Below are 24,568 nucleotides of genomic sequence, written 5' to 3' on the forward strand. Positions count from 1 at the left end.
ATACTCGCTATGTTTGAAAAAATCCTCATTGCCAACCGCGGTGAAATCGCGCTGCGCATCCAGCGTGCGTGCCGCGAGCTCGGCGTCAAGACGGTGGTCGTCTACTCGGAAGCCGACAAGGAAGCCAAGTACGTGCGCCTCGCGGACGAAGCCGTCTGTATCGGCCCGGCCCCGTCGAACCTGAGCTACCTGAACATGCCGGCGCTGATCAGCGCCGCGGAAGTCACCGACGCCGAGGCGATCCACCCCGGCTACGGCTTCCTGTCGGAGAACGCCGATTTCGCGGAACGCGTCGAGCAATCGGGCTTCACGTTCATCGGCCCGCGCCCGGAAACGATCCGCATGATGGGTGACAAGGTCACCGCGAAGCAGACGATGATCAAGACCGGCGTGCCGTGCGTGCCGGGCTCGGAAGGCGCGTTGCCGGACGATCCGAAGGAGATCGTCAAGATTGCGCGCGCGATCGGTTATCCCGTCATCATCAAGGCGGCAGGCGGCGGTGGCGGGCGCGGGATGCGCGTCGTGCACACCGAAGCCGCGCTCGTCAACGCGGTCAACATGACCCGCGAGGAAGCCGGCCGTGCGTTCGGCAACCCGCAGGTGTACATGGAGAAGTTCCTCGAGAACCCGCGCCACATCGAAATCCAGGTGCTGTCGGACGCGTACAAGAACGCGATCTGGCTCGGCGAGCGCGATTGCTCGATGCAGCGCCGCCACCAGAAGGTGATCGAGGAAGCGCCGGCACCCGGCATTCCGCGCCGCCTGATCGACCGCATCGGCGACCGCTGCGCGGACGCGTGCAAGAAGATGGGCTACCTCGGCGCGGGTACGTTCGAATTCCTGTACGAAAACGGCGAGTTCTACTTCATCGAGATGAACACGCGCGTGCAGGTCGAGCACCCGGTATCGGAGCTGATCACGGGCGTCGACATCGTGCAGGAACAGATCCGCATCGCGGCCGGCGAGAAGCTCACGCTGCGCCAGCGCGACATCCAGTTCCGCGGACATGCGATCGAATGCCGGATCAACGCAGAAGATCCGTTCAAGTTCACGCCGTCGCCGGGCCGGATCACGTCGTGGCATACGCCGGGTGGTCCTGGCGTGCGCGTCGATTCGCACGCCTACAATGGCTATTTCGTGCCGCCGAACTATGATTCGATGATCGGCAAGCTGATCACCTACGGCGCGACGCGCGAGCAGGCGATCAGCCGGATGCGCATCGCGCTGTCCGAAATGGTGGTCGAAGGCATCCAGACCAACATCCCGCTGCACCGCGAGCTGATGATCGATTCGAAGTTCGTCGAAGGCGGCACCAGCATCCACTACCTCGAAAACCGGCTCGCCCAGAAGCAGCAGGTCGCACCGGAAGAAGCGTAAGCATGAGCTACCGCGAACTCGTCGTCGAACTGGCCCGTGAGCATGCGGAGGCGCTGTCCGACGCGCTGCTCGAACTCGGCGCGCTGTCGGTGTCCGTCGAAGACGCCGACGCCGACACGCCCGACGAACAGCCGCTCTTCGGCGAGCCGGGCCTCGTGCCCGATCGCACCGCGTGGCAGCACTCGCGCGTGGTCGCGCTGCTGTCGGCCGACCATGAGCCGGCCGTGCTGCTCGCGGCGGCCGCAAACGAGATCGGCGTCGCCGAGACGCCGACGTTCATCGTCCGCGAAGTCGAGGAACAGGACTGGGTGCGGCTCACGCAATCGCAGTTCGAGCCGATCCCGATCGGCGAGCGGATCTGGGTCGTGCCGTCGTGGCACGATGCCCCCGATCCCGATGCGCTCGTCCTCGAGCTCGACCCCGGCCTCGCGTTCGGCACCGGCAGCCACCCGACCACGCGCCTGTGCATGGAGTGGCTCGAACAGTCGGTGAAGCCCGGCCAGTCGGTGCTCGACTACGGCTGCGGCTCGGGCATTCTCGCGATCCTCGCGAAGAAATGCGGGGCGAACCCCGTGATTGGCATCGACATCGATCCGCAGGCGGTCGAATCGGCGCGGCAGAACAGCGAACGCAACCGTGCGGACGTCACGTACGGGCTGCCCGATGCATGCCCGGACGGCGAATTCGACATCGTCGTCGCGAACATCCTGTCGAATCCGTTGAAGCTGATGGCGTCGATGCTCGCATCGAAGGTCAAGCCGGGCGGGCGCATCGCGCTGTCGGGCGTGCTCGCGCGCCAGGCGGACGAAGTCGCGGCCGTCTATGCACGCTACGTCGACATCTCGGTCTGGCGTGAACACGAAGGTTGGGTATGCCTCGCCGGAACCCGGCGCGAAAGCCATTAGAATAGCGCTGTCCTTCACTCTGGCCAGCAGGCCGCCCGGCTCGACATGCTTCTTGCGACGCGCTGCCCTCATTGCGAAACCGTCTTCCGGCTGCAGCAGGAACAGCTCTCGCTGCATCAAGGGCTCGTGCGCTGCGGGCATTGCCACGAAGTCTTCAACGCATCCGAGTCGCTCATTTCCGAGCATGCGCAGCAGGCCGGGCCGGTCCTGACTGAACCGGCTGCCGCGCCGGATGACGGCGACGCGCACCATCCGGCCCCGCCTGCCCGGCTGTTCGCGGCCGATGCGCCGGCCGGGTCGCCTTCCGACACCGATTACAAGCCGGAAGGCTGGGACATGTGGGCGCCGTGGCTCGATGCCGGCGTCGACCCGTCGCTGCAGCACAGCGTGCAGACCGTGCGCACCGAGCCGCTGATCCCGCTCGCACTTCCGTCCATCGAAGCCGGCGTCGTTCACCTGTCGGGTACGCCCGCACCGTTCGCGCCCTCCCCGGCTGAACTGGACACCTCCACTGCCGTCGCGCAAGCGGCCGAATCGCTGCCGGCGCAGACGCAAACGCCGCAGGATACCGAACCATCCGCCGCGCCCGTCGAACGCGACCCGCGTGAGCCCCGCTTCGTTGCCCACCGTCCGTCGGACGCAGATACCGCTCGCGATGCCGCAGAGCCCGTCGGTACCGCGCACTTCGCCGTGCCGGACGACGAACACGCGCCGCGCGAACCGCGTTTTGCGTTCACACCGGCGCCGGCCGTCGCCATACCTGGATCCGAGCCCGACACCAGCACCACACGGCACGACGAGACACCCGCCACGGCCGCCAACGCACCAGCCGCACCGTTCCCCGCTGCGCTGACCGACGACGATCGTCCGCACTTCGCCGTCACGCGCGAGACGCGCGCACCGCAGCGGCGCAGCATGCTCGGCGGTTTTTTCGGCGGCCTCGTCGCCGCTGCGCTGACCGTGCTGCTCGTTGCGCAACTCGCGTGGTGGCAGCGCGAAACGCTGATGATCTACTGGCCCGTCACGCAGGGCTGGTTCCGGCAGGCCTGCGCGCCGCTCGGCTGCACGGTCGCACCGCCGCGCGCGATCGACGGCCTGCGGCTCGACGCCACCGACCTGCGCCAGCTCGACGGCCCGCGTGAGCTCGAGCTGAAAGTGCCGCTGACGAACCGCTACCGCGTCGCACTCGCGTACCCGTCGCTCGAGCTGACGCTGCTCGACGATACCAACCACGTCACCGTGCGCCGCGTGCTCGCGCCGCGCGACTACGTGCGCCCGGGTACGCCGATCGACGCCGGGTTGCCGCCCGGTACGACGCAGACGATGGTCGTCCGCCTCGAAACGAACGGCACGCCCGCCTCGAATTTCCGCGTCCAGATCTTCTATCCGTGACGCGCCGCGGCGCGCACATGCGCGCCCGTCTCAACCCGCGCGCCCGAGCGGCGCGCTATTTCGGAGCACGAACATGAGCAAAGTTACGCTGGGTGGCAACCCGATCGATCTCGCCGGCACGTTCCCGGCCGTCGGCGCACAAGGCGCCGATTTCAAGCTGGTCGGCAAGGATCTCGCCGACGTGTCGCTCGCCAGCTTCGCCGGCAAGCGCAAGGTGCTGAACATCGTCCCGAGCCTCGACACGCCGACCTGCGCGACGTCGACCCGCAAGTTCAACGAAGCCGCATCGTCGCTCGACAACACGGTGGTCGTCGTCGTGTCCGCCGACCTGCCGTTCGCCGCCACGCGCTTCTGCACGACCGAAGGCCTCGAGAACGTCGTGACGGCTTCGACGTTCCGCACCGGCCGCGCGTTCGCGAACGCGTACGGCGTCGACGTGACGAGCGGCCCGCTGAACGGCCTGACCGCACGTGCAGTCGTCGTGCTCGACGCGCAGGACAAGGTGATCCACGCGGAACTCGTCGGCGAAATCAAGGACGAGCCGAACTACGATGCTGCGCTCGCCGCACTGAAGTAAGCTTTCTTTCGCTTTTCCCTGCCGCGCCGCGCCTTTCGCGCGGCGCTGTCGCGCAGGGTCCCTCATTTCTACAGGAACGCACACCTTGGCTACGTTGATTTGCGGCTCGATCGCCTACGATTCCATCATGACTTTCGAAGGGCGGTTCCGCGAGCACATCCTGCCCGACCAGGTGCACCTCATCAACCTGAGCTTCCTCGTGCCGACGATGCGCCGCGAATTCGGTGGCTGCGCGGGCAACATCGCGTACGCGCTGCACCTGCTCGGCGGCGATGCGCGCATCATGGGGACGATAGGCGCGCTCGACGCTCAGCCGTATCTCGACCGGCTCGACCAGCTCGGCCTGCGCCGTGACCACGTTCGCGTGCTGCCCGACACGTATACGGCGCAGGCGATGATCACGACCGATCTCGACAACAACCAGATCACGGCGTTCCACCCGGGCGCGATGATGCAGTCGCACCTGAACCACGCAGGCGACGCGCCGGGCATCAAGCTCGCGATCGTCGGCCCGGACGGCTTCGACGGGATGGTGCAGCACGTGGAAGAGCTCGCCAAGGCCGGTGTGCCGTTCGTGTTCGATCCGGGCCAGGGCCTGCCGCTGTTCGACGGTGCGACGCTGCGCCGCAGCATTGAACTTGCGACCTATGTAGCGGTCAACGACTACGAGGCCAAGCTGGTGAGCGACAAGACGGGATGGTCCGAAGATGAAATCGCCAGCCGGGTCGACGCCCTCGTCATTACGCGTGGCGAGCACGGCGCGACCATCCGCCACAAGCAGGGCACGGAGCAGATTCCTGTCGTGCCGGCCGAGCGGATCGCCGATCCGACCGGCTGTGGCGATGCCTTCCGGGGTGGCCTGCTGTACGGCATCGAACATGGCCTCGACTGGGCAACCACGGGCCGCCTCGCGAGCCTGATGGGCTCGATCAAGATCGCCCACCAGGGGCCCCAGACTTACGTACTGACGCGCGCCGAGATCGACGCGCGCTTCGAGGCTGCATTCGGTTACAGTCTCAAATGAATATTGTGGGAGAGCAAAGATGTTGACGAAAAAGACCCTCACGCTCGCGGCCATGCTGACGGCCTCGCTGACGCTCACCGGCTGCTTCACCGCACCGGGCTCGGCGGATGTCTATAGCGTCGGCCAGGCGCAGCGCGAACAGACGGTCCGCATGGGCACGGTGGAAAGCGTCCGTGCGGTGCGCATCCAGTCCGACGGCGGCGGCAGCGCAATCGGCACGCTCGGCGGCGGCGCGCTCGGCGCAGTCGCAGGCAGCGCGATCGGCGGCGGCAAGGGATCGATCCTGACCGCGATCGCCGGCGGCCTCGTCGGCGCGGTCGCAGGCAACGCGGTCGGCGAAAACCTCAGCACGGCGAACGGTGTCGAAATCACCGTGCGCCTCGACAACGGCGATCTGCGCTCGATCACGCAAGCGGCAAGCGGCGAAGCGTTCCGCGCCGGCGAGCGCGTGCGACTGCTGTCGAGCGGCGGTGTCACGCGCGTCACGCACTAACCGGGTACCTCAGCACGCGGCGCAAGCCGCGGTCGAACGCATGTGCGAAGCTGCACATGCGTTTTTTTTGTCCGTACTCGCCGTGGGCCGGCATACGGGGCACCCGGCATACGGGCCCCCGGCGTACGGCCCTCGGCACATCGGCAAAGACGGACGAAAAAAATCCCGCCACCTGAGCCAGATGGCGGGACTGATTGAGTAGCGCTACTCAACCCACGGACACCACGTGAGTGTCCGGGTCAGCCTCGATTACGGACGGCTGCCGGTCGGGAACGGCCATGCCGCTGCCGGGTTGAGCGCGGTCTTCACGCCCGATGCCGGCGCAACCGATGCGGTCGACGCGGTCGTTGCCGGTGCAGCCTTCTTCACGACGGCCTTCTTCGGCGCAGCAGCCTTCTTCGGAGCAGCAGCCTTCTTGGCCGGAGCCGGAGCAGCAGCAGCCGTCTTCGCCGGAGCAGCAGCCTTCTTCGCCGGAGCAGCGGCCTTCTTCGCAGGGGCAGCCTTCTTCGCAGCAGGCGCAGCCTTCTTCGCGGCAGGCGCAGCCTTCTTCGCGGCAGCCTTCTTCGCAGCAGGCGCAGCCTTCTTGGCAGCAGCCTTCTTCGCCGGCGCGGCCTTCTTCGCAGCAGCCTTCTTCGCCGGTGCGGCCTTCTTCGCAGCGACCTTCTTCACTGCGACTTTCTTCGCAGCAACCTTCTTCACTGCGGCCTTCTTCGCCGGTGCTGCCTTCTTCGCAGCAACCTTCTTCACTGCGACTTTCTTCGCAGCAACCTTCTTCACTGCGGCCTTCTTCGCCGGTGCTGCCTTCTTCGCAGCAACCTTCTTCACTGCGGCCTTCTTGGCCGGTGCTGCCTTCTTCGCGGCAACCTTCTTCACCGCGACCTTCTTCGCAGCAACTTTCTTCACTGCAGCGGCCTTCTTCGCCGGAGCAGCAGCCTTCTTCGCAACGGTCTTCTTGGCAGCAACCTTCTTAGCAGCCGGTTTCTTCTTGGCGGTAGCCATGTTGTTCTCCTTCAGGTTCAGATGAGAGTCAGTTCAAACTACACCCTTCGTCAAAACCCGCTTCCCGCGGACGCTGTTCAGGACGTGCGCTTCGAAGCGGGCTATTCATCGGCGTACGCGGATACCACGCGCTTACGCTAATGAATACGGTATGGCGCGCGTGACCACCCGGCCTCGCGCGCCAAATCAAGTCGGTAGCCGGCGCGCCTCGCGCCGCTACCCCTAATCGCTTGATCAAGCGGACCGCCACACGGCTGTCCGCTTTTTCCGGAGGGAAGTTTGCCCATCCCACTGAAGGGTTCGCAAAGTGCCTGTCGTATCGTTGGGCCGTTAAGGCACCGGGCATGCTTTGCATCAGGCGTTCTTGCTCCTAAACCTTGGGCCGGGGCCGAGAGGCCGCCGGCTGCTCACATCATGTGACGGGTTCGCTGCTGCGGGTTATTCCCAGGACAGCGCGCCGCCCGTCTGATACTCGATCACACGCGTCTCGAAGAAGTTGCGTTCCTTCTTCAGGTCGATCATCTCGCTCATCCACGGGAACGGGTTTTCCTCGTTCGGGTACAGCGGGTCGAGGCCGATCTGCTGGCAACGGCGGTTGCTGATGAAGCGCAGATAGCTCTTGAACATCGACGCGTTCAAACCCAGCACGCCGCGCGGCATCGTGTCCTCGGCGTAGCGGTATTCGAGTTCGACAGCCTGTTTGAACAGCTCGCGGATCTCGGCGCGGAATTCGGCGGTCCAGAGATGCGGATTCTCGAGCTTGATCTGGTTGATCAGGTCGATGCCGAAGTTGCAGTGCATCGACTCGTCGCGCAGGATGTACTGATATTGCTCTGCAGCACCCGTCATCTTGTTCTGGCGGCCGAGTGCGAGGATCTGCGTGAACCCGACATAGAAGAACAGGCCTTCCATGATGCAGGCGAACACGATCAGCGACTTCAGCAGCTTCTGATCCGCTTCGAGCGTGCCGGTCTTGAAGGCCGGATCCGTCAGCGTGTGGATGAACGGGATCAGGAATTCGTCCTTCGCGCGGATCGACGTGACCTCGTGGTACGCGTTGAAGATCTCGCCTTCGTCGAGACCGAGCGATTCGACAATGTATTGGTACGCGTGCGTGTGGATCGCCTCTTCGAACGCCTGGCGCAGCAGGAACTGCCGGCATTCGGGCGCCGTGATGTGGCGGTACGTGCCGAGCACGATGTTGTTCGCCGCGAGCGAATCGGCCGTCACGAAGAAGCCGAGGTTGCGCTTCACGATGCGGCGCTCGTCCTCGGTCAGACCGTTCGGGTCCTTCCACAGAGCGATGTCGCGGGACATGTTGATTTCCTGCGGCATCCAGTGGTTCGCGCAACCGGCCAGATACTTTTCCCACGCCCACTTGTACTTGAACGGCACCAGCTGATTGACGTCAGTCTGGCCGTTGATGATGCGCTTGTCGGCGACATTGACCCGCGCTTCCGAACCGCCGGCGGGAACAGCCGATGCTTGCGGCGGCACCGCAAGATCGCCTTCGAAAATGTCGCGGACCTGATGGGCGGCAGGCGTTGCAGCCTGCAGTCCGACAGCCGTTCCTGCGGAGGGGCGCATCGCGTTTTGCTGCGCTCCGCTCGCGGGAGTTACGGCAGTCTTCTCTTCATCCCAGTTGAGCATAAATTCTCACCATCAATTTAGAACGGTTTGTACCATCTTTTCCTGAGCGATAAAAGGGTTCGCTCACGAAAAATCCTTTTTTCGATTCGCGCTGCGACCTCGATACAACACTTTGAGCAACGCATCGTCGTTCATGCAGCGCGCGATGTGAGTCAAGCATGGTTCGCGAGGTGCGCTCGACGCATCGAACGCTGATCGAAACGCGACGTCGTCGGGGATGTTTCGATCGCTTGTCACTGCCTGCAACGCAGGTGCCGCGTTACAGATTCCTTATCATTTTTTTAGTTGAGAGCGGCGCACACTTCAACCTCGATCGGTTGCCGTGTGCGCCGCGCTGACCGTCTTCTCAGGTCAGGCGCACTGCGTTACTGGCACGCTTCGCATTCGTCGAAGCCGGGATCGCCCGGACGCATCGTGCACACCGGACCATCTGCCTCGACCGGCGCGAGTGCCGGTGCCGCGTCGACTGCGCCCGACGACGATGCTGCGCCGCCTGCCGCACCGAAGCCGCCGGCCGCGCCTTGCGCGCCGCCGCTGCTCGAACCGCCGCTCGTCGGAACTGCGTTCAGCGCGCCGTGTGCGACCGTCGACTTCTCGACGTGCGTCGCCGCCATCGTGCGGAGGTAGTAGGTCGTCTTCAGGCCGCGCAGCCATGCGAGCTTGTAGACCTCGTCGAGCTTCTTGCCCGACGCGCCGCCCATGTAGATGTTCAGCGACTGCGCCTGGTCGATCCACTTCTGGCGACGCGACGCCGCTTCGACCAGCCACGTCGGGTCGACTTCGAACGCGGTCGCGTAGATCGCGCGCAGGTCGGCCGGGATGCGGTCGATGCGCGACAGCATGCCGTCGAAGTACTTCAGGTCGGCGACCATCACTTCGTCCCACAGGCCGCGTTCCTTCAGGTCGCGCACCAGGTACTCGTTCACCACCGTGAATTCGCCCGACAGGTTCGACTTCACGTACAGGTTCTGGAAGGTCGGCTCGATACACGCCGACACGCCGATGATGTTCGAGATCGTCGCCGTCGGCGCGATCGCGACGCAGTTCGAGTTGCGCATGCCGTGCGAGGCGATCCGCGAACGCAGCGACGTCCAGTCGAGCGATTCGGACGTGTCGACTTCGACGTAGCCGCCACGTGCTTCCGTCAGCAGCTTCAGCGTGTCCTGCGGGAGGATGCCGCGATCCCACAGCGAGCCGCGGTAGCTCGAGTAGCGGCCGCGCTCTTCGGCCAGCTCAGTCGACGCGTAGTACGCGTAGTAGCAGACCGCTTCCATCGAACGATCGGCGAACTCGACGGCCGCTTCCGACGCGTACGGCGTGCGCAGCAGGTGCAGGCAGTCCTGGAAGCCCATGATGCCCATGCCGACCGGACGGTGCTTCAGGTTCGAGTTACGCGCCTTCGGCACCGCGTAGTAGTTGATGTCGATCACGTTGTCGAGCATGCGCATCGCGACGCTGATCGTGCGCTTCAGCTTCTCGTGGTCGAGCGCGTAGCTGCCGTCGGCCTGCTTCACCAGGTGGGCGACCAGGTTCACCGAGCCGAGGTTGCACACCGCGATTTCGGTGTCGCTCGTGTTCAGCGTGATTTCCGTGCACAGGTTCGACGAGTGGACGACGCCGACGTGCTGCTGCGGCGAGCGCACGTTGCACGGATCCTTGAACGTGATCCACGGGTGGCCCGTCTCGAACAGCATGCCGAGCATCTTGCGCCAGAGTTGCTGCGCCGGGATCTTCTTGAACAGCTTGATCTCGCCGCGCGCGACCTTGTCTTCGTAAGCCGTGTAAGCCGCCTCGAATTCCGCGCCGAACTTGTCGTGCAGGTCCGGGCAGGTCGACGGCGAGAACAGCGTCCAGTCGGTGCCTTCCATCACGCGCTTCATGAACAGGTCGGGAATCCAGTTCGCCGTGTTCATGTCGTGCGTACGGCGGCGGTCGTCGCCCGTGTTCTTGCGCAGCTCGAGGAACTCCTCGATGTCGAGGTGCCACGATTCGAGGTACGCGCAGACCGCGCCCTTGCGCTTGCCGCCCTGGTTGACCGCGACGGCCGTGTCGTTGACGACCTTCAGGAACGGGACCACGCCTTGCGACTTGCCGTTCGTGCCCTTGATATGCGAGCCGAGTGCACGCACGCGCGTCCAGTCGTTGCCCAGGCCGCCGGCGAACTTCGACAGCAGCGCGTTTTCCTTCAGCGCTTCATAGATGCCGTCGAGATCGTCCGCGACCGTCGTCAGGTAGCACGACGACAGCTGCGAGCGGTGCGTGCCCGAGTTGAACAGCGTCGGCGTCGAGCTCATGAAGTCGAAGCTGGACAGCACGTTGTAGAACTCGATCGCGCGCGTTTCGCGGTCGATCTCGTTCAGCGACAGGCCCATCGCGACGCGCATGAAGAATGCCTGCGGCATTTCGATGCGGCTGCCGTCGACGTGCAGGAAGTAGCGGTCGTACAGCGTCTGCAGGCCGAGGTAGCCGAACTGCAGGTCGCGGTTCGCGTCGAGCGCTGCGCCGAGGCGCGTCAGGTCGAACTGCAGCAGCTTGTCGTCGAGCAGGCCGGCGTCGACGCCGCGCTTCAGGAACTGCGGGAAGTATTCCGCGTAACGGGTCGACATCTCGGCCTGGACCACTTCCTCGCCGAGGATCTCGCGACGGATCGTGTGCAGCAGGATGCGGGACGTGACCTGGCTGTATGCCGGATCCTTTTCGATCATCGTGCGCGCAGCCAGGATCGCCGAGTCGTAGACCTGGCTCATCGGCACGCCGTCGTACAGGTTCTTCACCGTTTCGGCGACGATCGGATCAGGGTTAACCGCGGTGCCAAGGCCTTCGCAGGCCGACACGATCAGTGCGCGCAGCGCGTTCAGGTCGAGCGGACGCGTGACGCCGTTGTCGACGACGTTGATGCCGGTGCTCGCCTCGCCGCCTGCTGCCGCTGCTTCCTCGCCCGCGTTCTGGCGCTCGAGGTGACGCTTCTCGCGATACAGCACGTACGCACGCGCGACGTTGTGCTCGCCGCCGCGCATCAGCGCGAGTTCGACCTGGTCCTGGATGTCTTCGATATGGAACGTACCGCCGTTCGGGCGGCTGCGCACGAGCGCGCGCACGACGTTGTGCGTCAGTTGCTCGACCTGCTCGCGCACGCGCGCCGATGCCGCACCCTGCCCGCCATTGACGGCCAGGAAAGCCTTGGTCACCGCGATCGCGATCTTCGAAGGTTCGAACGACACGACGCTGCCGTTGCGGCGGATCACCTTGTAGTCGGCGAACGTGGCCTGCGGCGCGAGCGCCTTCGCGCCCTGTTCGGTCCCGCCGAGCGGACGGCTCGAGGCGCTCTCGTACTGGGACGTCGCGTTGTCGGTGGTTTGCATGTGCAAAGCTCCTGGTGTTGGATGGTGCGGAGAGAACCGCGGATTAAAACGAACGCTGCGCAACGCGGTGCGCGAGCGGTAAGAGGCGAGCGATGCGTCGGGGAAGCCGGTTCGGTCGATGCGCGACAACCGATCCGGTCGTGTGCTTCGTCATGTGTACCCTGCCCCGTCGAAGTTCGCTGCGCTGATCGCGACGCCCGGACCGCCCGGCCTGACGCGCCGCCCTGAGAACCCTGTCCGCCGGCGTTGCCCGCCGGCCGGTGCCGCTCGGGTTTCCCCTGCGACACACACTAGATCTAGTGCAGAACTGCTCAACTGGCACCAAGTATAGTGGACATTCGGAGGACGTCCAAACGGATAATTTGCGATGGAGGTCTTGACATCGCTCACGCGCAGACACGACAAGGCATTGGTCGGAGAAAAAACTTTCTCCGCTCAAAAAACCCCGCGATCAGTGCTGACGGAAAGGAAAGTATTCGGCGGAAAAACCGGCATCGCTCGCGAAGCGTTGCCAATCGAAATGCGGGCCCGGGTCGGTCTTGCGGCCCGGCGCGACGTCCGAGTGTCCCGCGAATGCATCGACCGGATAGCGTGCGGCGAGCGCGCGGGAGAGCGCGGCGAGCATCGCGTACTGCGCGTCGTCGAACGGCACGTCGTCCGCGCCTTCGAGCTCGATGCCGATCGAGAAGTCGTTGCAGCGCGGCCGGCCGAAGAACTCGGACGAGCCCGCGTGCCACGCGCGCTCGTCGCACGACACGAACTGCACGAGCTCGCCGCTGCGGCGGATCAGGAAGTGTGCAGACACGCGCACGTCGAGCAGGTGGCGCTGGTAATAGGGGTGCGCATCGCAGTCGAGGCGATTGAGGAACAGCGCCTCGATCGCATCGCCGCCGAATTCGCCGGGCGGCAGGCTGATGTTGTGGACGACCACGAGCGTCGGCACCGCGCCCGCGGGCCGCACCTCGAAGTTCGGCGACGGTGCATGGCGCGCTTCGCGCACCCAACCGTTCGCGTCGACCGACAGCAGCGGCGCGTCGCTCATCGTGCGTCGTGACCGCTCGTACGCGCAGCGTGGCGCTGCGCGTGCTCGGCGCTGCAGAAGTATTCGCCGCCCGCGGTGACGGCGTCGCCCTTCGGCGCATGCACGCCACATTCGGCGCAGCGCACCATCGGCTCGGGCAGCGACCGCGCGTCGCCGTTCGGGCGCGCCGAACCCGCGCCGCCGGCGCCGGGCGTACCGTCGTAGCCGGCGCCACGGCCGGTGCGCGCCTGCGCTTGTTCCTGGGCCTGGCGCAGCTTGCGCGTGATCCACGAACCCGCGAAGAAGAGAAGAATCAGGAGAAGAATCTGTCGCATCGGAAACCTGCGTTCAAACCACGGAACGGTGCAGCAGCACCTCGAAAACGAACCGGCTGCCGACATACGCGAGCAGCAGCGCGGCGAACGACACGAGCACCCAGCGCGCGGCGCCACGGCCACGCCAGCCCGACGTCTTGCGGGCGACCAGCAGGCCGCCGAACATCAGCCACGACAGGATCGCGAACACGGTCTTGTGGTCGAGCCGCAGCGCGCGCGCGTCGACCTGCTCGCTGAACAGGATGCCCGACGCAAGCGTCAGCGTGAGCAGCACGAAGCCGGCGCCGATCAGGCGGAACAGCAGCTTCTCGAGCGTCAGCAGCGGCGGCAGCGTCTCGAGCCAGCTCGCGATCCAGCCCGTCGAGCCGTCGCGCCCGCCGCTCCTCAGCGACTGCAGGCGCCGCTCGACCATCAGCATCAGGATCGCGTGCAGCGCCGCGATCGCGAACAGGCCGTATGCGATGTTCGCGATCAGGAAATGCAGCTTGAACAGCGGCGCTGCGGCATAAGGAAGCACCCGCACGCCACCAAACACGAGCGGCAGCAACGACGCGACGCACGCCAGCGGCAGCACCAGCAGGCGCAGGCTGTCGAGCGGGAAGAAGAAGCTCTCGATCCAGTAGATGCCGGCGCCGAGCCAGAACATCGCGGACAGCGCGAACGCGAAGCCGAACACCATCGAGTCGTTCGGAAAGATCGTCATGTGGAGCAGTACGCCATGCGCGACCAGCGCGGCGAACAGCAGCGCGCGGCCGGCCCCGCTCATCCCGGACGCGGCGGACGCGGGAACCGGCACGGCCGGCACGCTCGCGACGAGCGGCGTCGCGCCTTGGCGGTGCGTGCGCCAGCCTGCGACGGCAAGGCCGCCGTACAGGAATGCAGTGAGGGCATACAGTACAATATCCATGTTCGAAGTTTACACTAGGCCCCCTTCCCGCGACGGCTCCCTTTGTTCGGTTCCGCCGCGCCTTCGGGCCCCACTGTCCATCGCTCCCCATGCTCGACAATCTCACTCAACGGATGGCGCGCGTCGTCAAGACGCTGCGCGGCGAGGCCCGGCTTACCGAGGCGAACACGCAGGAGATGCTCCGCGAGGTGCGTCTCGCATTGCTGGAGGCCGACGTCTCGCTGCCGGTCGTCCGCGAATTCATCGCCAAGGTCAAGGAAAAGGCGCTCGGCGAAGAAGTGATCAGCAGCCTGTCGCCGGGTCAGGCGCTGGTCGGCGTGGTCCAGAAGGAACTGACCGCCGTGATCGGCGGCGACTACGAAGGCAAGGCCGCCGAGCTGAACCTCGCGGTCACGCCGCCCGCGGTGATCCTGATGGCCGGCCTGCAGGGCGCGGGCAAGACCACGACCGCCGGCAAGCTCGCGAAGCTGCTGCGCGAGAAGTACAAGAAGAAGGTGCTGACCGTATCGTGCGACGTGTATCGCCCGGCCGCAATCATGCAGCTGAAAACGGTGAGCGAACAGGTCGGTGCCGACTTCTTCCCGTCCACGCCGGACCAGAAACCCGTCGACATCGCAGTCGCGGCCGTCGACTGGGCGAAGCGCCACTACCATGACGTGCTGATCGTCGATACGGCCGGCCGCCTCGGCATCGACGAGGCGATGATGCAGGAAATCGCCGCGCTGCACGGCACGCTGAAGCCGGCCGAAACGCTGTTCGTCGTCGACGCGATGCTCGGCCAGGACGCGGTCAACACCGCGAAGGCGTTCAACGACACGCTGCCGCTCACCGGCGTCGTGCTGACCAAGCTCGACGGCGATTCGCGCGGCGGCGCCGCGCTGTCGGTGCGTCACGTCACGGGCAAGCCGATCAAGTTCGTCGGTGTCGCCGAAAAGCTCGACGGCCTCGAGGTGTTCCACCCCGACCGGATGGCGAACCGGATCCTCGGCATGGGCGACATCCTCGCGCTCGTCGAGGAGGCGCAACGCGGCGTCGACGTGCAGGCCGCACAGAAGCTCGCCGACAAGGTCAAGAAAGGCGGCGACTTCGACCTGAACGATTTCCGCGCGCAGATCTCGCAGATGAAGAACATGGGCGGCCTGTCGTCGCTGATGGACAAGCTGCCTGCGCAGTTCCAGCAGGCGGCGGCCGGCGCCGACATGGGCCAGGCCGAGAAGTCGATCCGCCGGATGGAAGGCATCATCAGCTCGATGACGCCCGCCGAGCGCGCGAAACCCGAGATCATCAAGGCGACGCGCAAGCGCCGCATTGCAGCCGGCGCGGGCGTGCCGGTGCAGGAAGTCAACCGGATGCTGAACCAGTACGACCAGATGCGTACGATGATGAAGAAGCTGAAGGGCGGCAACATGCAGAAGATGATGCGCGGCCTGAAGGGCATGATGCCCGGCATGCGCTGATTCCGCCCGGCGGCCGGCGCGCGGGTTTTTGCTGTAGCGCGCGCCAGCCGTTCTGCTTCATTCTTATTTGTATACCGACTGCCCGCCAGAACACATGAACCGCGAAGAAGCCCTCCACATTTTCAACCACTCCGAAGAGATCGTCTCGGTGGACGCCGTCAATGCGTCGATCTCCCGGATGGCCGACGCGATCCGCGCCGAGATCGGCGATGCGTTCCCGCTCGTTCTCTCGGTGATGGGTGGCGCCGCGGTGTTTACCGGGATGCTGCTGCCGCATCTCGATTTCCCGCTCGAATTCGACTACATCCACCTGACCCGCTACCGCAATACGACGCAGGGCAGCCCGGAAATGCACTGGCGCGTCGCGCCGCGCGAATCGGTGAAGGACCGGATCGTGCTCGTGCTCGACGACATCCTCGACGAAGGCGAGACGATGGCCGCGATCCGCGACCGTATCCTGGACATGGGCGCCAAGCGCTTCATGTCGGCCGTGCTGTGCGAGAAGACGCTCGCGAAGGCCAAGCCGCTGCACCCCGACTTCTGCGGTTTCGCGGTGCCGGACCGTTACGTGTTCGGCTGCGGGATGGATGCAAAGGGCTACTGGCGCAACCTGCCGACGATCCGTGCGCTGACCACGAACGTCTGAGCGCCCCGCTCCGCACGCTATCAATAGAAAGCGGCGCTCCGGTTTCCCGGAGCGCCGCTTTTTTTGGGGCGTCTTGGGTGCGCGCCGCCCCGCCCTACAACTGGTGCACGAACGCGCGGATACCGCCCAGCATCATCTCGACCGAAATCGCGACGAGCACGAGCCCCATCAGCCGCTCGAACGCCGCGACGGTGCGCTCGCCGATCCATTGCTGGATCCGCTCGGCCAGCACCAGCGTCACCGCGCAGACGATCATCGTGACCGTCAGCGCGCCGACCCACTCGAGCATCTTGCCGGGCCCCTGCGACGTCAGCAGCATCACCGTCGCGAGCGCGGACGGCCCGGCGAGCGCCGGAATCGCGAGCGGGACGATGAACGGCTCGCCGCCCGCGCGCGGATCGCTGCCGAGCGCACCGTCCGGATGCGGGAAGATCATCCGCAGCGCGATCAGGAACAGCACGATCCCGCCGCCGAGCCGCAGCGACAGGTCGGTGAGACTCATCATCCGCAGGAAGCGATCGCCGACCAGCATGAAGAACAGCAGGATCACGAACGCGATCCCCACTTCACGCAGGATCAGCTTCACGCGCCGCTCGCGCGGCACATCCCGCATCGCCGAAATGAACAGCGGGATGTTACCGAGCGGATCGGTGATCAGCACCAGGAGCACGGTGGCCGACATGAAGGTGTATTCCACCGCGTTCCCCGGTCGGTGCGCTTAGCGCGCGAGCGCGGCGCGGATCTTCTCCACGACCGTGGCCGCGGCCGATTCCGCCGGCAGCAGCGTCGCTTCGGCGTCGCGGCGGCCCTGATACTCGATCTTGCCTTCCTTCAGCCCGCGCTCGCCGATCACGAGGCGATGCGGCACGCCGATCAGCTCCCAGTCGGCGAACATCACGCCCGGGCGCTCGCCGCGGTCGTCGAGGATCACGTCGATGCCGGCTGCGACGAGTTCCGCGTACAGCTTGTCGGCGGTCTCGCGCACCATGTCGCTGCGGTCATAGCCCATCGGGCACAGCACGACTTCGAACGGCGCGATCGATTCCGGCCAGATGATGCCCTTGTCGTCGAAGTTCTGCTCGATCGCCGCGCCGAGAATACGCGTGACGCCGACGCCGTAGCAACCCATCAGCATCGGCTGCGGCTTGCCCGATTCGTCGAGGAACGTCGCACCCATCGCTTCCGAATACTTGGTGCCGAGCTGGAACACGTGGCCGACCTCGATGCCGCGGCAGATGTCGATCACGCCCTTGCCGTCCGGCGACGGATCGCCCTTCTTCACGTTGCGCACGTCGGCAACGTCCGGCTCCGGCAGGTCGCGGCCCCAGTTCACACCCGCGATGTGATAGTCGACCTCGTTCGCGCCGACGACGAAGTCGCTCATGTTTGCGACCGTGCGATCGGCAATCACTTTCACCGGCTTCTTCGTGCCGACCGGGCCGAGATAACCCGGCGGCGTGCCGAACCACTCGACGATTTCCTGTTCGGTCGCGAAGCGGTGGTTCTTCAGGCCCGGCAGCTTCGACACCTTGATCTCGTTCAGATCGTGATCGCCGCGCAGCATCACGAGCCAGATGGTCGGCTCGGCGCCTTCGTTGTCGGTCGCGAGCACGATCGACTTGATCGTGCGCTCGAGCGGGATGGCCAGCAGTTCGGCGACGGCTTCGCACTTCGCCTTGCCGGGCGTCGCGACCTTCTCCATCGCTTCGGCCGGCGCCGCGCGCTCGGCGATCAGCGGCAGTGCTTCGGCCGCCTCGATGTTCGCCGCGAATTCGGACGTCGGGCAGTAGGCGATCGCGTCTTCACCGGTGTCGGCGATCACGTGGAATTCGTGCGAGAAGTTGCCGCCGATCGAGCCGCTGTCGGCCGCGACCGCGCGGAATTCCAGGCCGAGGCGCGTGAAGATGCGCACGTACGCGTCGTACATCTTGCGATACGACTCGTTCAGGCCGGCCGCATCCTTGTCGAACGAGTACGCGTCCTTCATGATGAATTCGCGGCCGCGCATCACGCCGAAGCGCGGGCGGATCTCGTCGCGGAACTTCGTCTGGATCTGGTAGAAGTTCACCGGCATCTGCCGGTAGCTCTTGATCTGGTTGCGCGCGATGTCGGTGATGACTTCCTCGTGCGTCGGCCCGATCACGAAGTCATTGTCCTTGCGGTCCTTGAAGCGCAGCAGCTCGGGGCCGTACTGTTCCCAGCGGCCCGATTCCTGCCACAGTTCGGCTGGTTGCACGGCCGGCATCAGCAGCTCGATGGCGCCCGCCCGGTTCATTTCCTCGCGCACGATCGCCTCGACCTTGCGAATCGAACGCAGGCCGACCGGCAGGTAGTTATAGATGCCGCCGGCGACACGACGGATCATGCCGGCGCGCACCATCAGCTTGTGGCTGACGATCTCTGCGTCGGCGGGTGCTTCTTTCAGGGTGCCGATAAAGAAACGGGAAGCTTTCATGCGGACGGTTCCAAAAACGGCGCCCCCAGGCGGGGCGCCCGAAAAAGTTTCAAGGTGAAAAAGCTGCGCGCGGCGAACAACGATGAACGACGATGGCGCAGACGACGTAGCAGACTAATCAGGGACAATTCAACCGGCACGCACCGTGCGGATTCGCTCCGTCACGGTGCGCAGCGCCCGTTATCTGTTTATAATCAAAGCAATTTTAAAGGATTCGAAGGTGGTTGTATGCTGGATCGTGAAGGCTTTCGCCCGAACGTCGGCATCATCCTCTTGAACGCGCGCAACGAGGTGTTTTGGGGCAAGCGGCTCCGCGAGCATTCCTGGCAGTTTCCTCAAGGTGGGATCAAGTACGGCGAGACCCCCATGCAGGCGATGTACCGGGAACTGCACGAGGAAACGGGCCTGCATCCGGAACACGTCAAGATAATCGGCCGCACCCGCGACTGGTTGCGTTATGAGGTGCCTGACAAGTTCATTAAACGCGAAGTACGCGGTCATTACCGCGGCCAGAAGCAGATCTGGTTCCTGCTGCGGATGGTTGGACGCGATTGCGACATTTGCTTGCGCGCGACCGACCACCCGGAGTTCGATGCGTGGCGCTGGAACGAGTACTGGGTGCCGCTCGATGCGGTGATCGAGTTCAAGCGGGATGTCTATCAGTTGGCGCTGACGGAACTGTCGCGCTTCCTGCGCCGCCCGGCGCAGCGAGCCGAGAAGCCGCGCGGGCCGCGTCTGTCGCGCTATCCGCGCGTCATTGGCGTGCAGGCCCAGCAGACGCTGACGATTGTCGACACATCGGTAGTCTGTTCGGAGATCGAAGTGGAAGCGAGCACGCTCGACGAGATGCCGCCCCACGTGATCGTCGGTAAATGACGAATCGAACTGCATGACCGGGCGCGACCTTGGTGTCGCGCCCTTTTTTTACGAGGAATGCATATTGAAAGCGATTGCTCTCGCGCTCGCATCGATTGCCGCGGTGACCACGCTGGCAGGTTGCGCGAATTCGAAGACGCCGACCAACAAGGACGACAGCGAGTTCGTGTATCTGCTGGACCGCCAGGGAACCTGGAAGGAAAACGCGGTCGATTCGCTGCCGCCGCTGCCGCAGGCGGGTGACCTGCTGCCGTTCAACGTATCGCAGAACACACCGCTCAAGTTCTTCGTCGATGCGAAGTCGCTCGCGGTCGGCACCGATGGCGTCGTGCGCTTCGCAGTCGTCATCACGAGCCCGGCCGGTGCGCGCAACGTGAACTACGAAGGTATCCGCTGCGACACTTACGAGTGGCGCCAGTATGCCGGCCTGAATTCGGAACACGACGGCTGGGATCGCACGGTCGAGAACGACTGGCGGCGCATCGAGAACGGCGAGCTGAATGCCTACCACTCGGCGCTCTATCAGGACTACTTCTGCTCGAACAAGATGCCGCAGGGCACGACCCAGCAGATCCTGGAGAACATCCGGTTTCACCGCACCGCGATGAGCCAGTTGCGCTGACGGCGCGCGGCGCCCGCCGTGCCGCCTGTCCGCCGCATGAAAAAAGCCCGCATCACGCGGGCTTTTACATTTGATGGCCGGAACCGAAGACGCGAATGGTCACACCAGCACCAGGTTGTCGCGATGGATCAACTCGGGCTCCAGCATGTAGCCGAGCACGGATTCGATCTCGCCGCTCGGCTTGCGGTGAATCAGCTTCGTCTCCGCACTGCTGTAGTTCGTAAGCCCACGCGCCACTTCGCGCCCGGCAGGATCGACACACGCGATGACTTCACCGCGCGCGAACGCGCCCTGCACGCCGACCACGCCGATCGGCAGCAGGCTCTTGCCGCCGGCCGTCAGCTTCTCGACCGCGCCTGCGTCGATCACGACGTGGCCGCGCACCTGAAGATGGTCGGCCATCCACTGCTTGCGCGCCGCCATCCGCGCGGTACGTGCGATCAGTTGCGTGCCGATCGCCTCGCCGGCCGCCAGACGCACGAGCACGTCAGTCTCCCGGCCGCTCGCGATCACGGTATTCGCGCCGCTGTGCGCCGCACGTTTCGCCGCGAGGATCTTCGTCAGCATCCCGCCGCGGCCAAGGCTCGAGCCTGCACCGCCCGCCATGGCCTCGAGTTCCGGCGCGCCTGCGCTGGCTTCCGCAACGAGCGTCGCGTTCGGATCCTTGCGCGGATCGGCCGTGAACAGCCCCGTCTGGTCGGTCAGGATGATCAGTGCATCGCCTTCGATCAGGTTTGCAACGAGCGCGCCGAGCGTGTCGTTGTCGCCGAACTTGATTTCGTCGGTGACGACCGTGTCGTTCTCGTTGATGATCGGCACGACGCCAAGCCGTAACAGTGTCAGCAGCGTCGAACGCGCATTCAGGTAACGCTCGCGGTCTGCCAGGTCGGCATGCGTGAGCAGGATCTGCGCGGTGCGGATGTCGTGCTCGGTGAAGCGGCTCTCATAGACCTGCGCGAGCCCCATCTGGCCGACTGCGGCGGCAGCCTGCAACTCGTCGATTTCCCGCGGCCGCTTGCTCCAGCCGAGCCGCTGCATCCCTTCGGCAATCGCGCCCGAACTGACGAGCACGACTTCCTTGCCTTGCGCACGCAGCGCGGCGATCTGCGCCGCCCAGCGGCCGATTGCTGCATGATCGAGCCCCTTGCCGTCGTTGGTCACGAGGCTGGAACCCACCTTCACCACCAATCGCTTCGAATCCGCGATGATCGAACGCATCCTGCACTGTCTCCTGTATCTGATGCCTGCCCGGCCGGACGCGATTGAACGCCGACGCCGGGCGGCACGCCCGGCGCGTTCCGGAACAACTCAGGCGTCGTCGCCCGGCGTCACATCGCCTTTGGCAGGCGGCGCGTCGCGGAAGCGCACGTCCGCCGCGAGATCTTCCGCCTCCGCCGCGCGATGCGCGTCCGAATGTTCGGAGAGGTAGTCGAAGATCGCGTAGCACAGCGCTTCACAGCCCTGGCCCGTCAGTGCCGAGATCTCGAACACGGGGCCGTCCCACTCGAAGCGCTCGAGGAAATCCGCGACGCGCGCCTTGCGCTCGTCTTCCGGCACCATGTCGAGCTTGTTCAGCACGAGCCAGCGCGGCTTCTCGTAGAGCGCTTCGTCGTACTTGCGCAGCTCGCCGACGATCGCCGTCGCTTCCGCAACCGGATCGACGCTTTCGTCGAACGGCGCGAGATCGACGAGATGCAGCAGCACGCCGGTGCGCTGCAGGTGGCGCAGGAACTGATGGCCGAGGCCCGCGCCTTCGGCGGCACCCTCGATCAGCCCCGGGATGTCGGCGATCACGAAGCTCTTGCTCGGGCCGACACGCACCACGCCAAGATTCGGCGCAAGCGTCGTGAACGGGTAGTCGGCAATCTTCGGCCTTGCGTTCGACACCGACGAGATGAACGTTGACTTGCCCGCGTTCGGCATGCCGAGCAGACCGACATCGGCGAGCACCTTGAGCTCGAGCTTCAGCATGCGACGCTCGCCGGGCTTGCCGTCCGTCTTCTGGCGCGGCGCGCGGTTCGTGCTCGACTTGAAATGCAGGTTGCCGAGCCCGCCGGACCCGCCCTGCGCCAGCATCACCTGCTGGTCGTGCTCGGTCAGGTCGGCGATCAGCTCGCCGGTATCCATGTCGCTGATCATCGTGCCGACCGGCATGCGCAGCGTGACGTCGTCGCCACCCTTGCCGTAGCAATCCGAGCCGCGCCCGTTTTCGCCGTTGCGCGCCAGATGCTTCTTCGCGTAACGGTAGTCGATCAGCGTGTTGATGTTGCGGTCGGCGATCGCGTACACGCTACCGCCCCGGCCGCCGTCGCCGCCGTCCGGCCCGCCGAACGGGACGAATTTCTCGCGGCGCATCGACGCGCTGCCATCGCCTCCGTCTCCGGCGATGACTTCGATTCGTGCTTCGTCAATGAACTTCATTCGTCACTCCGCCCAGTATTTCCGCTATTGTGCCGCGCGCCGGCACGCTTGAACAATCTGCCGTTCGGCCGATCGTACGCCGGTTGCGCGATGGCCGCCCGAACGCACACGCGCCCGGCGGCCAAATAAAAAAAGGCCCCGCGAAGACTGCGGGGCCTTTCGGCTACGAAGCCCTTGGGTGCCTGAACTTAGGCAGCCGCCGGGACAACGATGACCAGATGCTTCTTGTCCGCGCCCTTCGTCGCGAACTTGACGTGACCATCGACCAGCGCGAACAGGGTGTGATCCTTGCCCATGCCGACGTTCTCGCCTGCGTGCATGCGCGTACCGCGCTGACGCACGATGATGCCGCCGGCATTGATTGCCTGGCCGCCGTACACTTTCACGCCGAGACGTTTCGACTCGGAGTCGCGGCCGTTCCGGGAAGAGCCGCCTGCCTTTTTGTGTGCCATCTGATTGCTCCTTTACCGAGGCGCTTACGCGTTGATCGCGTCGATGCGCAGCTCAGTGTAGTTCTGGCGGTGGCCGCCGTGCTTTTGGTAGTGCTTCCGGCGACGCATCTTGAAGATGGTGACCTTGGCATGACGACCGTGCGACACAACGGTGGCCTTGACGGAAGCCCCACTGACCAGCGGCGTACCGAACTTAATCGATTCGCCTTCGCCCACTGCGAGAACCTGGTCGAGCGTGATTTCAGCGTCAATGTCAGCCGGTATCTGTTCTACTTTGAGTTTTTCGCCAACGGCAACCTTGTACTGCTTGCCGCCGGTTTTTATGACCGCGTACATTGAGAACCTCACTCTGGATCCAAATTTTCCGCACACCACGCGCGGAAAACACGTGATTATACATGGGCTTAGCACCGAAGTCAAAACCCATCGACGATTGCCGTGTGCCGGCCTCGGCCGAATGGCCAAATTCGCGGCTGCGGCACGTGTCACAGACCGGGATATCTCGGATTCGCCTTATAATCCGCCGCATCACCCAATTCCATCATCATGTCGTCGTCCACCGCCTCCCCCACCCTCAGCGCCGCCCACCTGCTCGCTCCGATCACCAGTGACATGGAGCAGGTGAATCGCGTTATCCGGCAAAGCCTCGCGTCCGACGTGTTGCTGATCAACCAGATCGCCGAGTACATCATCGGCGCGGGCGGCAAGCGGCTGCGTCCGGCGTTGCTGCTGCTCGTCGCCGGTGCGCTCGGCGAGACGTCGCACCAGCGGCACGTGCTGGCCGCCGTCGTCGAATTCATCCACACGGCCACGCTGCTGCATGACGACGTCGTCGACGAATCCGAGCTGCGCCGCGGCCGCCAGACCGCCAATGCGCTGTTCGGCAACGCCGCGAGCGTGCTGGTAGGCGACTACCTCTATTCGCGCTCGTTCGAGATGATGGTCGGCGTCGGCAAGATGCGCGTGATGGAGATCCTGTCCGAAGCCACGACGATCATCTCGGAAGGCGAGGTGCTGCAGCTCCTCAATATGCACGACGCGGACGTCGACGAAACGCGCTACATGCAGGTGATCCGCTACAAGACGGCCAAGCTGTTCGAGGCGTCGGCCCGCCTGGGCGCGGTGCTCGCGGGCGCCGATGCGCCGACCGAGGCCGCCGCCGCCGAATACGGCCGCCGGATCGGTACCGCATTCCAGATCATGGACGATTGGCTCGACTACGCGGGCACCGTCGAGGCAATGGGCAAGAATGCCGGCGACGACCTCCGCGAAGGCAAGCCGACGCTGCCGCTCATCTATCTGATCGAACGCGGCACGCCTGAGCAGTCGGCGCTGGCACGCGAGGCGATCGAACAGGGCGGCACCGATCGCTTCGACACGATCTTCGAAGCGATCACGCGCTCGGGCGCACTGGATCACACGCTCGAGTGCGCACGCCAGGAAGCGCAGGCGGCAGCGGCGGCGATCGCCGCGTTCCCCGATTCGATCTACAAGGAAAGCCTGCTCACGTTGTGCTCGTACTCGACGTCGCGGCAGTCGTAAGTGCATGTCGTACGTCGCCGCCCCGGCTGCGACGTACGTTCGACACGGGAAAATC

At 65.0% G+C, this 24,568-nt stretch carries 24 protein-coding genes; 11 read left to right on the forward strand and 13 right to left on the reverse strand.

Annotation, left to right across the window (positions count from 1 at the left end; genetic code table 11):
* Positions 1-9: 9 nt before the first annotated feature.
* From accC to QZM67_RS19935, 6 genes are all read left to right on the forward strand, one after another.
* Positions 10-1,377, forward strand: coding sequence for an acetyl-CoA carboxylase biotin carboxylase subunit (gene accC, locus QZM67_RS19910; RefSeq protein WP_021161890.1), 1,368 nt, complete (start codon positions 10-12; stop codon positions 1,375-1,377).
* Between the two features lie 2 nt (positions 1,378-1,379).
* Positions 1,380-2,282 carry a 50S ribosomal protein L11 methyltransferase gene (gene prmA, locus QZM67_RS19915; RefSeq protein WP_205822259.1) on the forward strand — a complete coding sequence of 301 codons (903 nt, stop codon included), beginning with the start codon at positions 1,380-1,382 and terminating at the stop codon, positions 2,280-2,282.
* Positions 2,283-2,327: 45 nt separating this feature from the next.
* Positions 2,328-3,674, forward strand: a complete 1,347-nt coding sequence (locus QZM67_RS19920) for a DUF3426 domain-containing protein (RefSeq protein ID WP_301806037.1) — start codon at positions 2,328-2,330, stop codon at positions 3,672-3,674.
* A 73-nt stretch (positions 3,675-3,747) separates the two neighbouring features.
* Complete coding sequence (tpx, locus tag QZM67_RS19925) at positions 3,748-4,251, forward strand: thiol peroxidase (RefSeq protein ID WP_043191388.1); 504 nt, start codon at positions 3,748-3,750, stop codon at positions 4,249-4,251.
* 85 nt (positions 4,252-4,336) lie between these two features.
* On the forward strand, positions 4,337-5,275 hold the full coding sequence (locus QZM67_RS19930; protein ID WP_301806040.1) for a carbohydrate kinase family protein: 939 nt from the start codon (positions 4,337-4,339) through the stop codon (positions 5,273-5,275).
* A gap of 19 nt (positions 5,276-5,294) precedes the next feature.
* Entirely contained in the window at positions 5,295-5,768 is a 474-nt protein-coding gene (locus QZM67_RS19935; protein WP_021161893.1) for a glycine zipper 2TM domain-containing protein, read from the forward strand.
* A 249-nt stretch (positions 5,769-6,017) separates the two neighbouring features.
* On the opposite strand, the gene QZM67_RS19940 is transcribed toward QZM67_RS19935, so the two are convergent.
* The 7 genes from QZM67_RS19940 to QZM67_RS19970 all read right to left on the reverse strand — a co-directional run bounded on the left by QZM67_RS19940 (position 6,018) and on the right by QZM67_RS19970 (position 14,042).
* Complete coding sequence (locus QZM67_RS19940) at positions 6,018-6,767, reverse strand: histone H1-like DNA-binding protein (protein WP_301806042.1); 750 nt, start codon at positions 6,765-6,767, stop codon at positions 6,018-6,020.
* 28 nt (positions 6,768-6,795) lie between these two features.
* Positions 6,796-7,122 (reverse strand): hypothetical protein, encoded by a 327-nt coding sequence (locus tag QZM67_RS19945; protein WP_175021548.1) that lies wholly within the window; start codon positions 7,120-7,122, stop codon positions 6,796-6,798.
* An 83-nt stretch (positions 7,123-7,205) separates the two neighbouring features.
* On the reverse strand, positions 7,206-8,417 hold the full coding sequence (locus QZM67_RS19950; protein WP_043191395.1) for a ribonucleotide-diphosphate reductase subunit beta: 1,212 nt from the start codon (positions 8,415-8,417) through the stop codon (positions 7,206-7,208).
* A 365-nt stretch (positions 8,418-8,782) separates the two neighbouring features.
* On the reverse strand, positions 8,783-11,779 hold the full coding sequence (locus QZM67_RS19955; protein WP_301806045.1) for a ribonucleoside-diphosphate reductase subunit alpha: 2,997 nt from the start codon (positions 11,777-11,779) through the stop codon (positions 8,783-8,785).
* 451 nt (positions 11,780-12,230) lie between these two features.
* A complete protein-coding gene (gene ampD, locus QZM67_RS19960; RefSeq protein ID WP_175021546.1) occupies positions 12,231-12,821 on the reverse strand; it encodes a 1,6-anhydro-N-acetylmuramyl-L-alanine amidase AmpD in 591 nt (196 codons plus the stop codon).
* On the reverse strand, positions 12,818-13,135 hold the full coding sequence (locus QZM67_RS19965; RefSeq protein WP_175021545.1) for a PP0621 family protein: 318 nt from the start codon (positions 13,133-13,135) through the stop codon (positions 12,818-12,820). The genes ampD and QZM67_RS19965 overlap by 4 nt, the downstream gene beginning before the upstream one ends.
* Positions 13,136-13,148: 13 nt before the next feature.
* Complete coding sequence (locus QZM67_RS19970) at positions 13,149-14,042, reverse strand: inner membrane protein YpjD (RefSeq protein WP_043191410.1); 894 nt, start codon at positions 14,040-14,042, stop codon at positions 13,149-13,151.
* Positions 14,043-14,131: 89 nt separating this feature from the next.
* Here QZM67_RS19970 and ffh point away from each other — a divergent pair, with 89 nt between their 5' ends.
* Together ffh and QZM67_RS19980 are read left to right on the forward strand one after the other, a co-directional pair.
* Complete coding sequence (gene ffh, locus QZM67_RS19975) at positions 14,132-15,499, forward strand: signal recognition particle protein (RefSeq protein ID WP_021159890.1); 1,368 nt, start codon at positions 14,132-14,134, stop codon at positions 15,497-15,499.
* A gap of 94 nt (positions 15,500-15,593) precedes the next feature.
* Positions 15,594-16,145 carry a hypoxanthine-guanine phosphoribosyltransferase gene (locus QZM67_RS19980; RefSeq protein WP_043191413.1) on the forward strand — a complete coding sequence of 184 codons (552 nt, stop codon included), beginning with the start codon at positions 15,594-15,596 and terminating at the stop codon, positions 16,143-16,145.
* A 94-nt stretch (positions 16,146-16,239) separates the two neighbouring features.
* On the opposite strand, the gene QZM67_RS19985 is transcribed toward QZM67_RS19980, so the two are convergent.
* Both QZM67_RS19985 and QZM67_RS19990 read right to left on the reverse strand, forming a co-directional pair.
* A complete protein-coding gene (locus tag QZM67_RS19985) occupies positions 16,240-16,842 on the reverse strand; it encodes a MarC family protein (protein WP_043191416.1) in 603 nt (200 codons plus the stop codon).
* Positions 16,843-16,863: 21 nt separating this feature from the next.
* Entirely contained in the window at positions 16,864-18,600 is a 1,737-nt protein-coding gene (locus QZM67_RS19990; RefSeq protein WP_175021544.1) for a proline--tRNA ligase, read from the reverse strand.
* Between the two features lie 228 nt (positions 18,601-18,828).
* On the opposite strand from QZM67_RS19990, the gene QZM67_RS19995 reads away from it, so the two are divergent.
* Entirely contained in the window at positions 18,829-19,476 is a 648-nt protein-coding gene (locus tag QZM67_RS19995) for an RNA pyrophosphohydrolase (RefSeq protein ID WP_011350862.1), read from the forward strand.
* A gap of 13 nt (positions 19,477-19,489) precedes the next feature.
* Complete coding sequence (locus tag QZM67_RS20000) at positions 19,490-20,098, forward strand: CNP1-like family protein (RefSeq protein ID WP_301806052.1); 609 nt, start codon at positions 19,490-19,492, stop codon at positions 20,096-20,098.
* 99 nt (positions 20,099-20,197) lie between these two features.
* On the opposite strand, the gene proB is transcribed toward QZM67_RS20000, so the two are convergent.
* The 4 genes from proB to rplU form a co-directional block, all read right to left on the reverse strand.
* On the reverse strand, positions 20,198-21,316 hold the full coding sequence (gene proB / locus QZM67_RS20005) for a glutamate 5-kinase (RefSeq protein ID WP_301806055.1): 1,119 nt from the start codon (positions 21,314-21,316) through the stop codon (positions 20,198-20,200).
* A gap of 90 nt (positions 21,317-21,406) precedes the next feature.
* On the reverse strand, positions 21,407-22,519 hold the full coding sequence (gene obgE / locus QZM67_RS20010) for a GTPase ObgE (protein WP_175021542.1): 1,113 nt from the start codon (positions 22,517-22,519) through the stop codon (positions 21,407-21,409).
* Positions 22,520-22,707: 188 nt separating this feature from the next.
* A complete protein-coding gene (rpmA, locus tag QZM67_RS20015) occupies positions 22,708-22,971 on the reverse strand; it encodes a 50S ribosomal protein L27 (RefSeq protein ID WP_006476999.1) in 264 nt (87 codons plus the stop codon).
* A gap of 24 nt (positions 22,972-22,995) precedes the next feature.
* The gene (rplU, locus tag QZM67_RS20020; protein ID WP_006025184.1) at positions 22,996-23,307 is read right to left on the reverse strand and encodes a 50S ribosomal protein L21; all 312 of its coding nucleotides are present in this window, start codon (positions 23,305-23,307) and stop codon (positions 22,996-22,998) included.
* Positions 23,308-23,517: 210 nt separating this feature from the next.
* On the opposite strand from rplU, the gene QZM67_RS20025 reads away from it, so the two are divergent.
* Positions 23,518-24,513: a polyprenyl synthetase family protein gene (locus tag QZM67_RS20025; RefSeq protein ID WP_175021541.1), complete on the forward strand. Its 996-nt coding sequence runs from the start codon at positions 23,518-23,520 to the stop codon at positions 24,511-24,513.
* Positions 24,514-24,568: the final 55 nt, after the last annotated feature.

The sequence above is a fragment of the Burkholderia sp. AU45251 genome (assembly GCF_030482905.1).
GTDB classification, from domain to species: domain Bacteria; phylum Pseudomonadota; class Gammaproteobacteria; order Burkholderiales; family Burkholderiaceae; genus Burkholderia; species Burkholderia aenigmatica.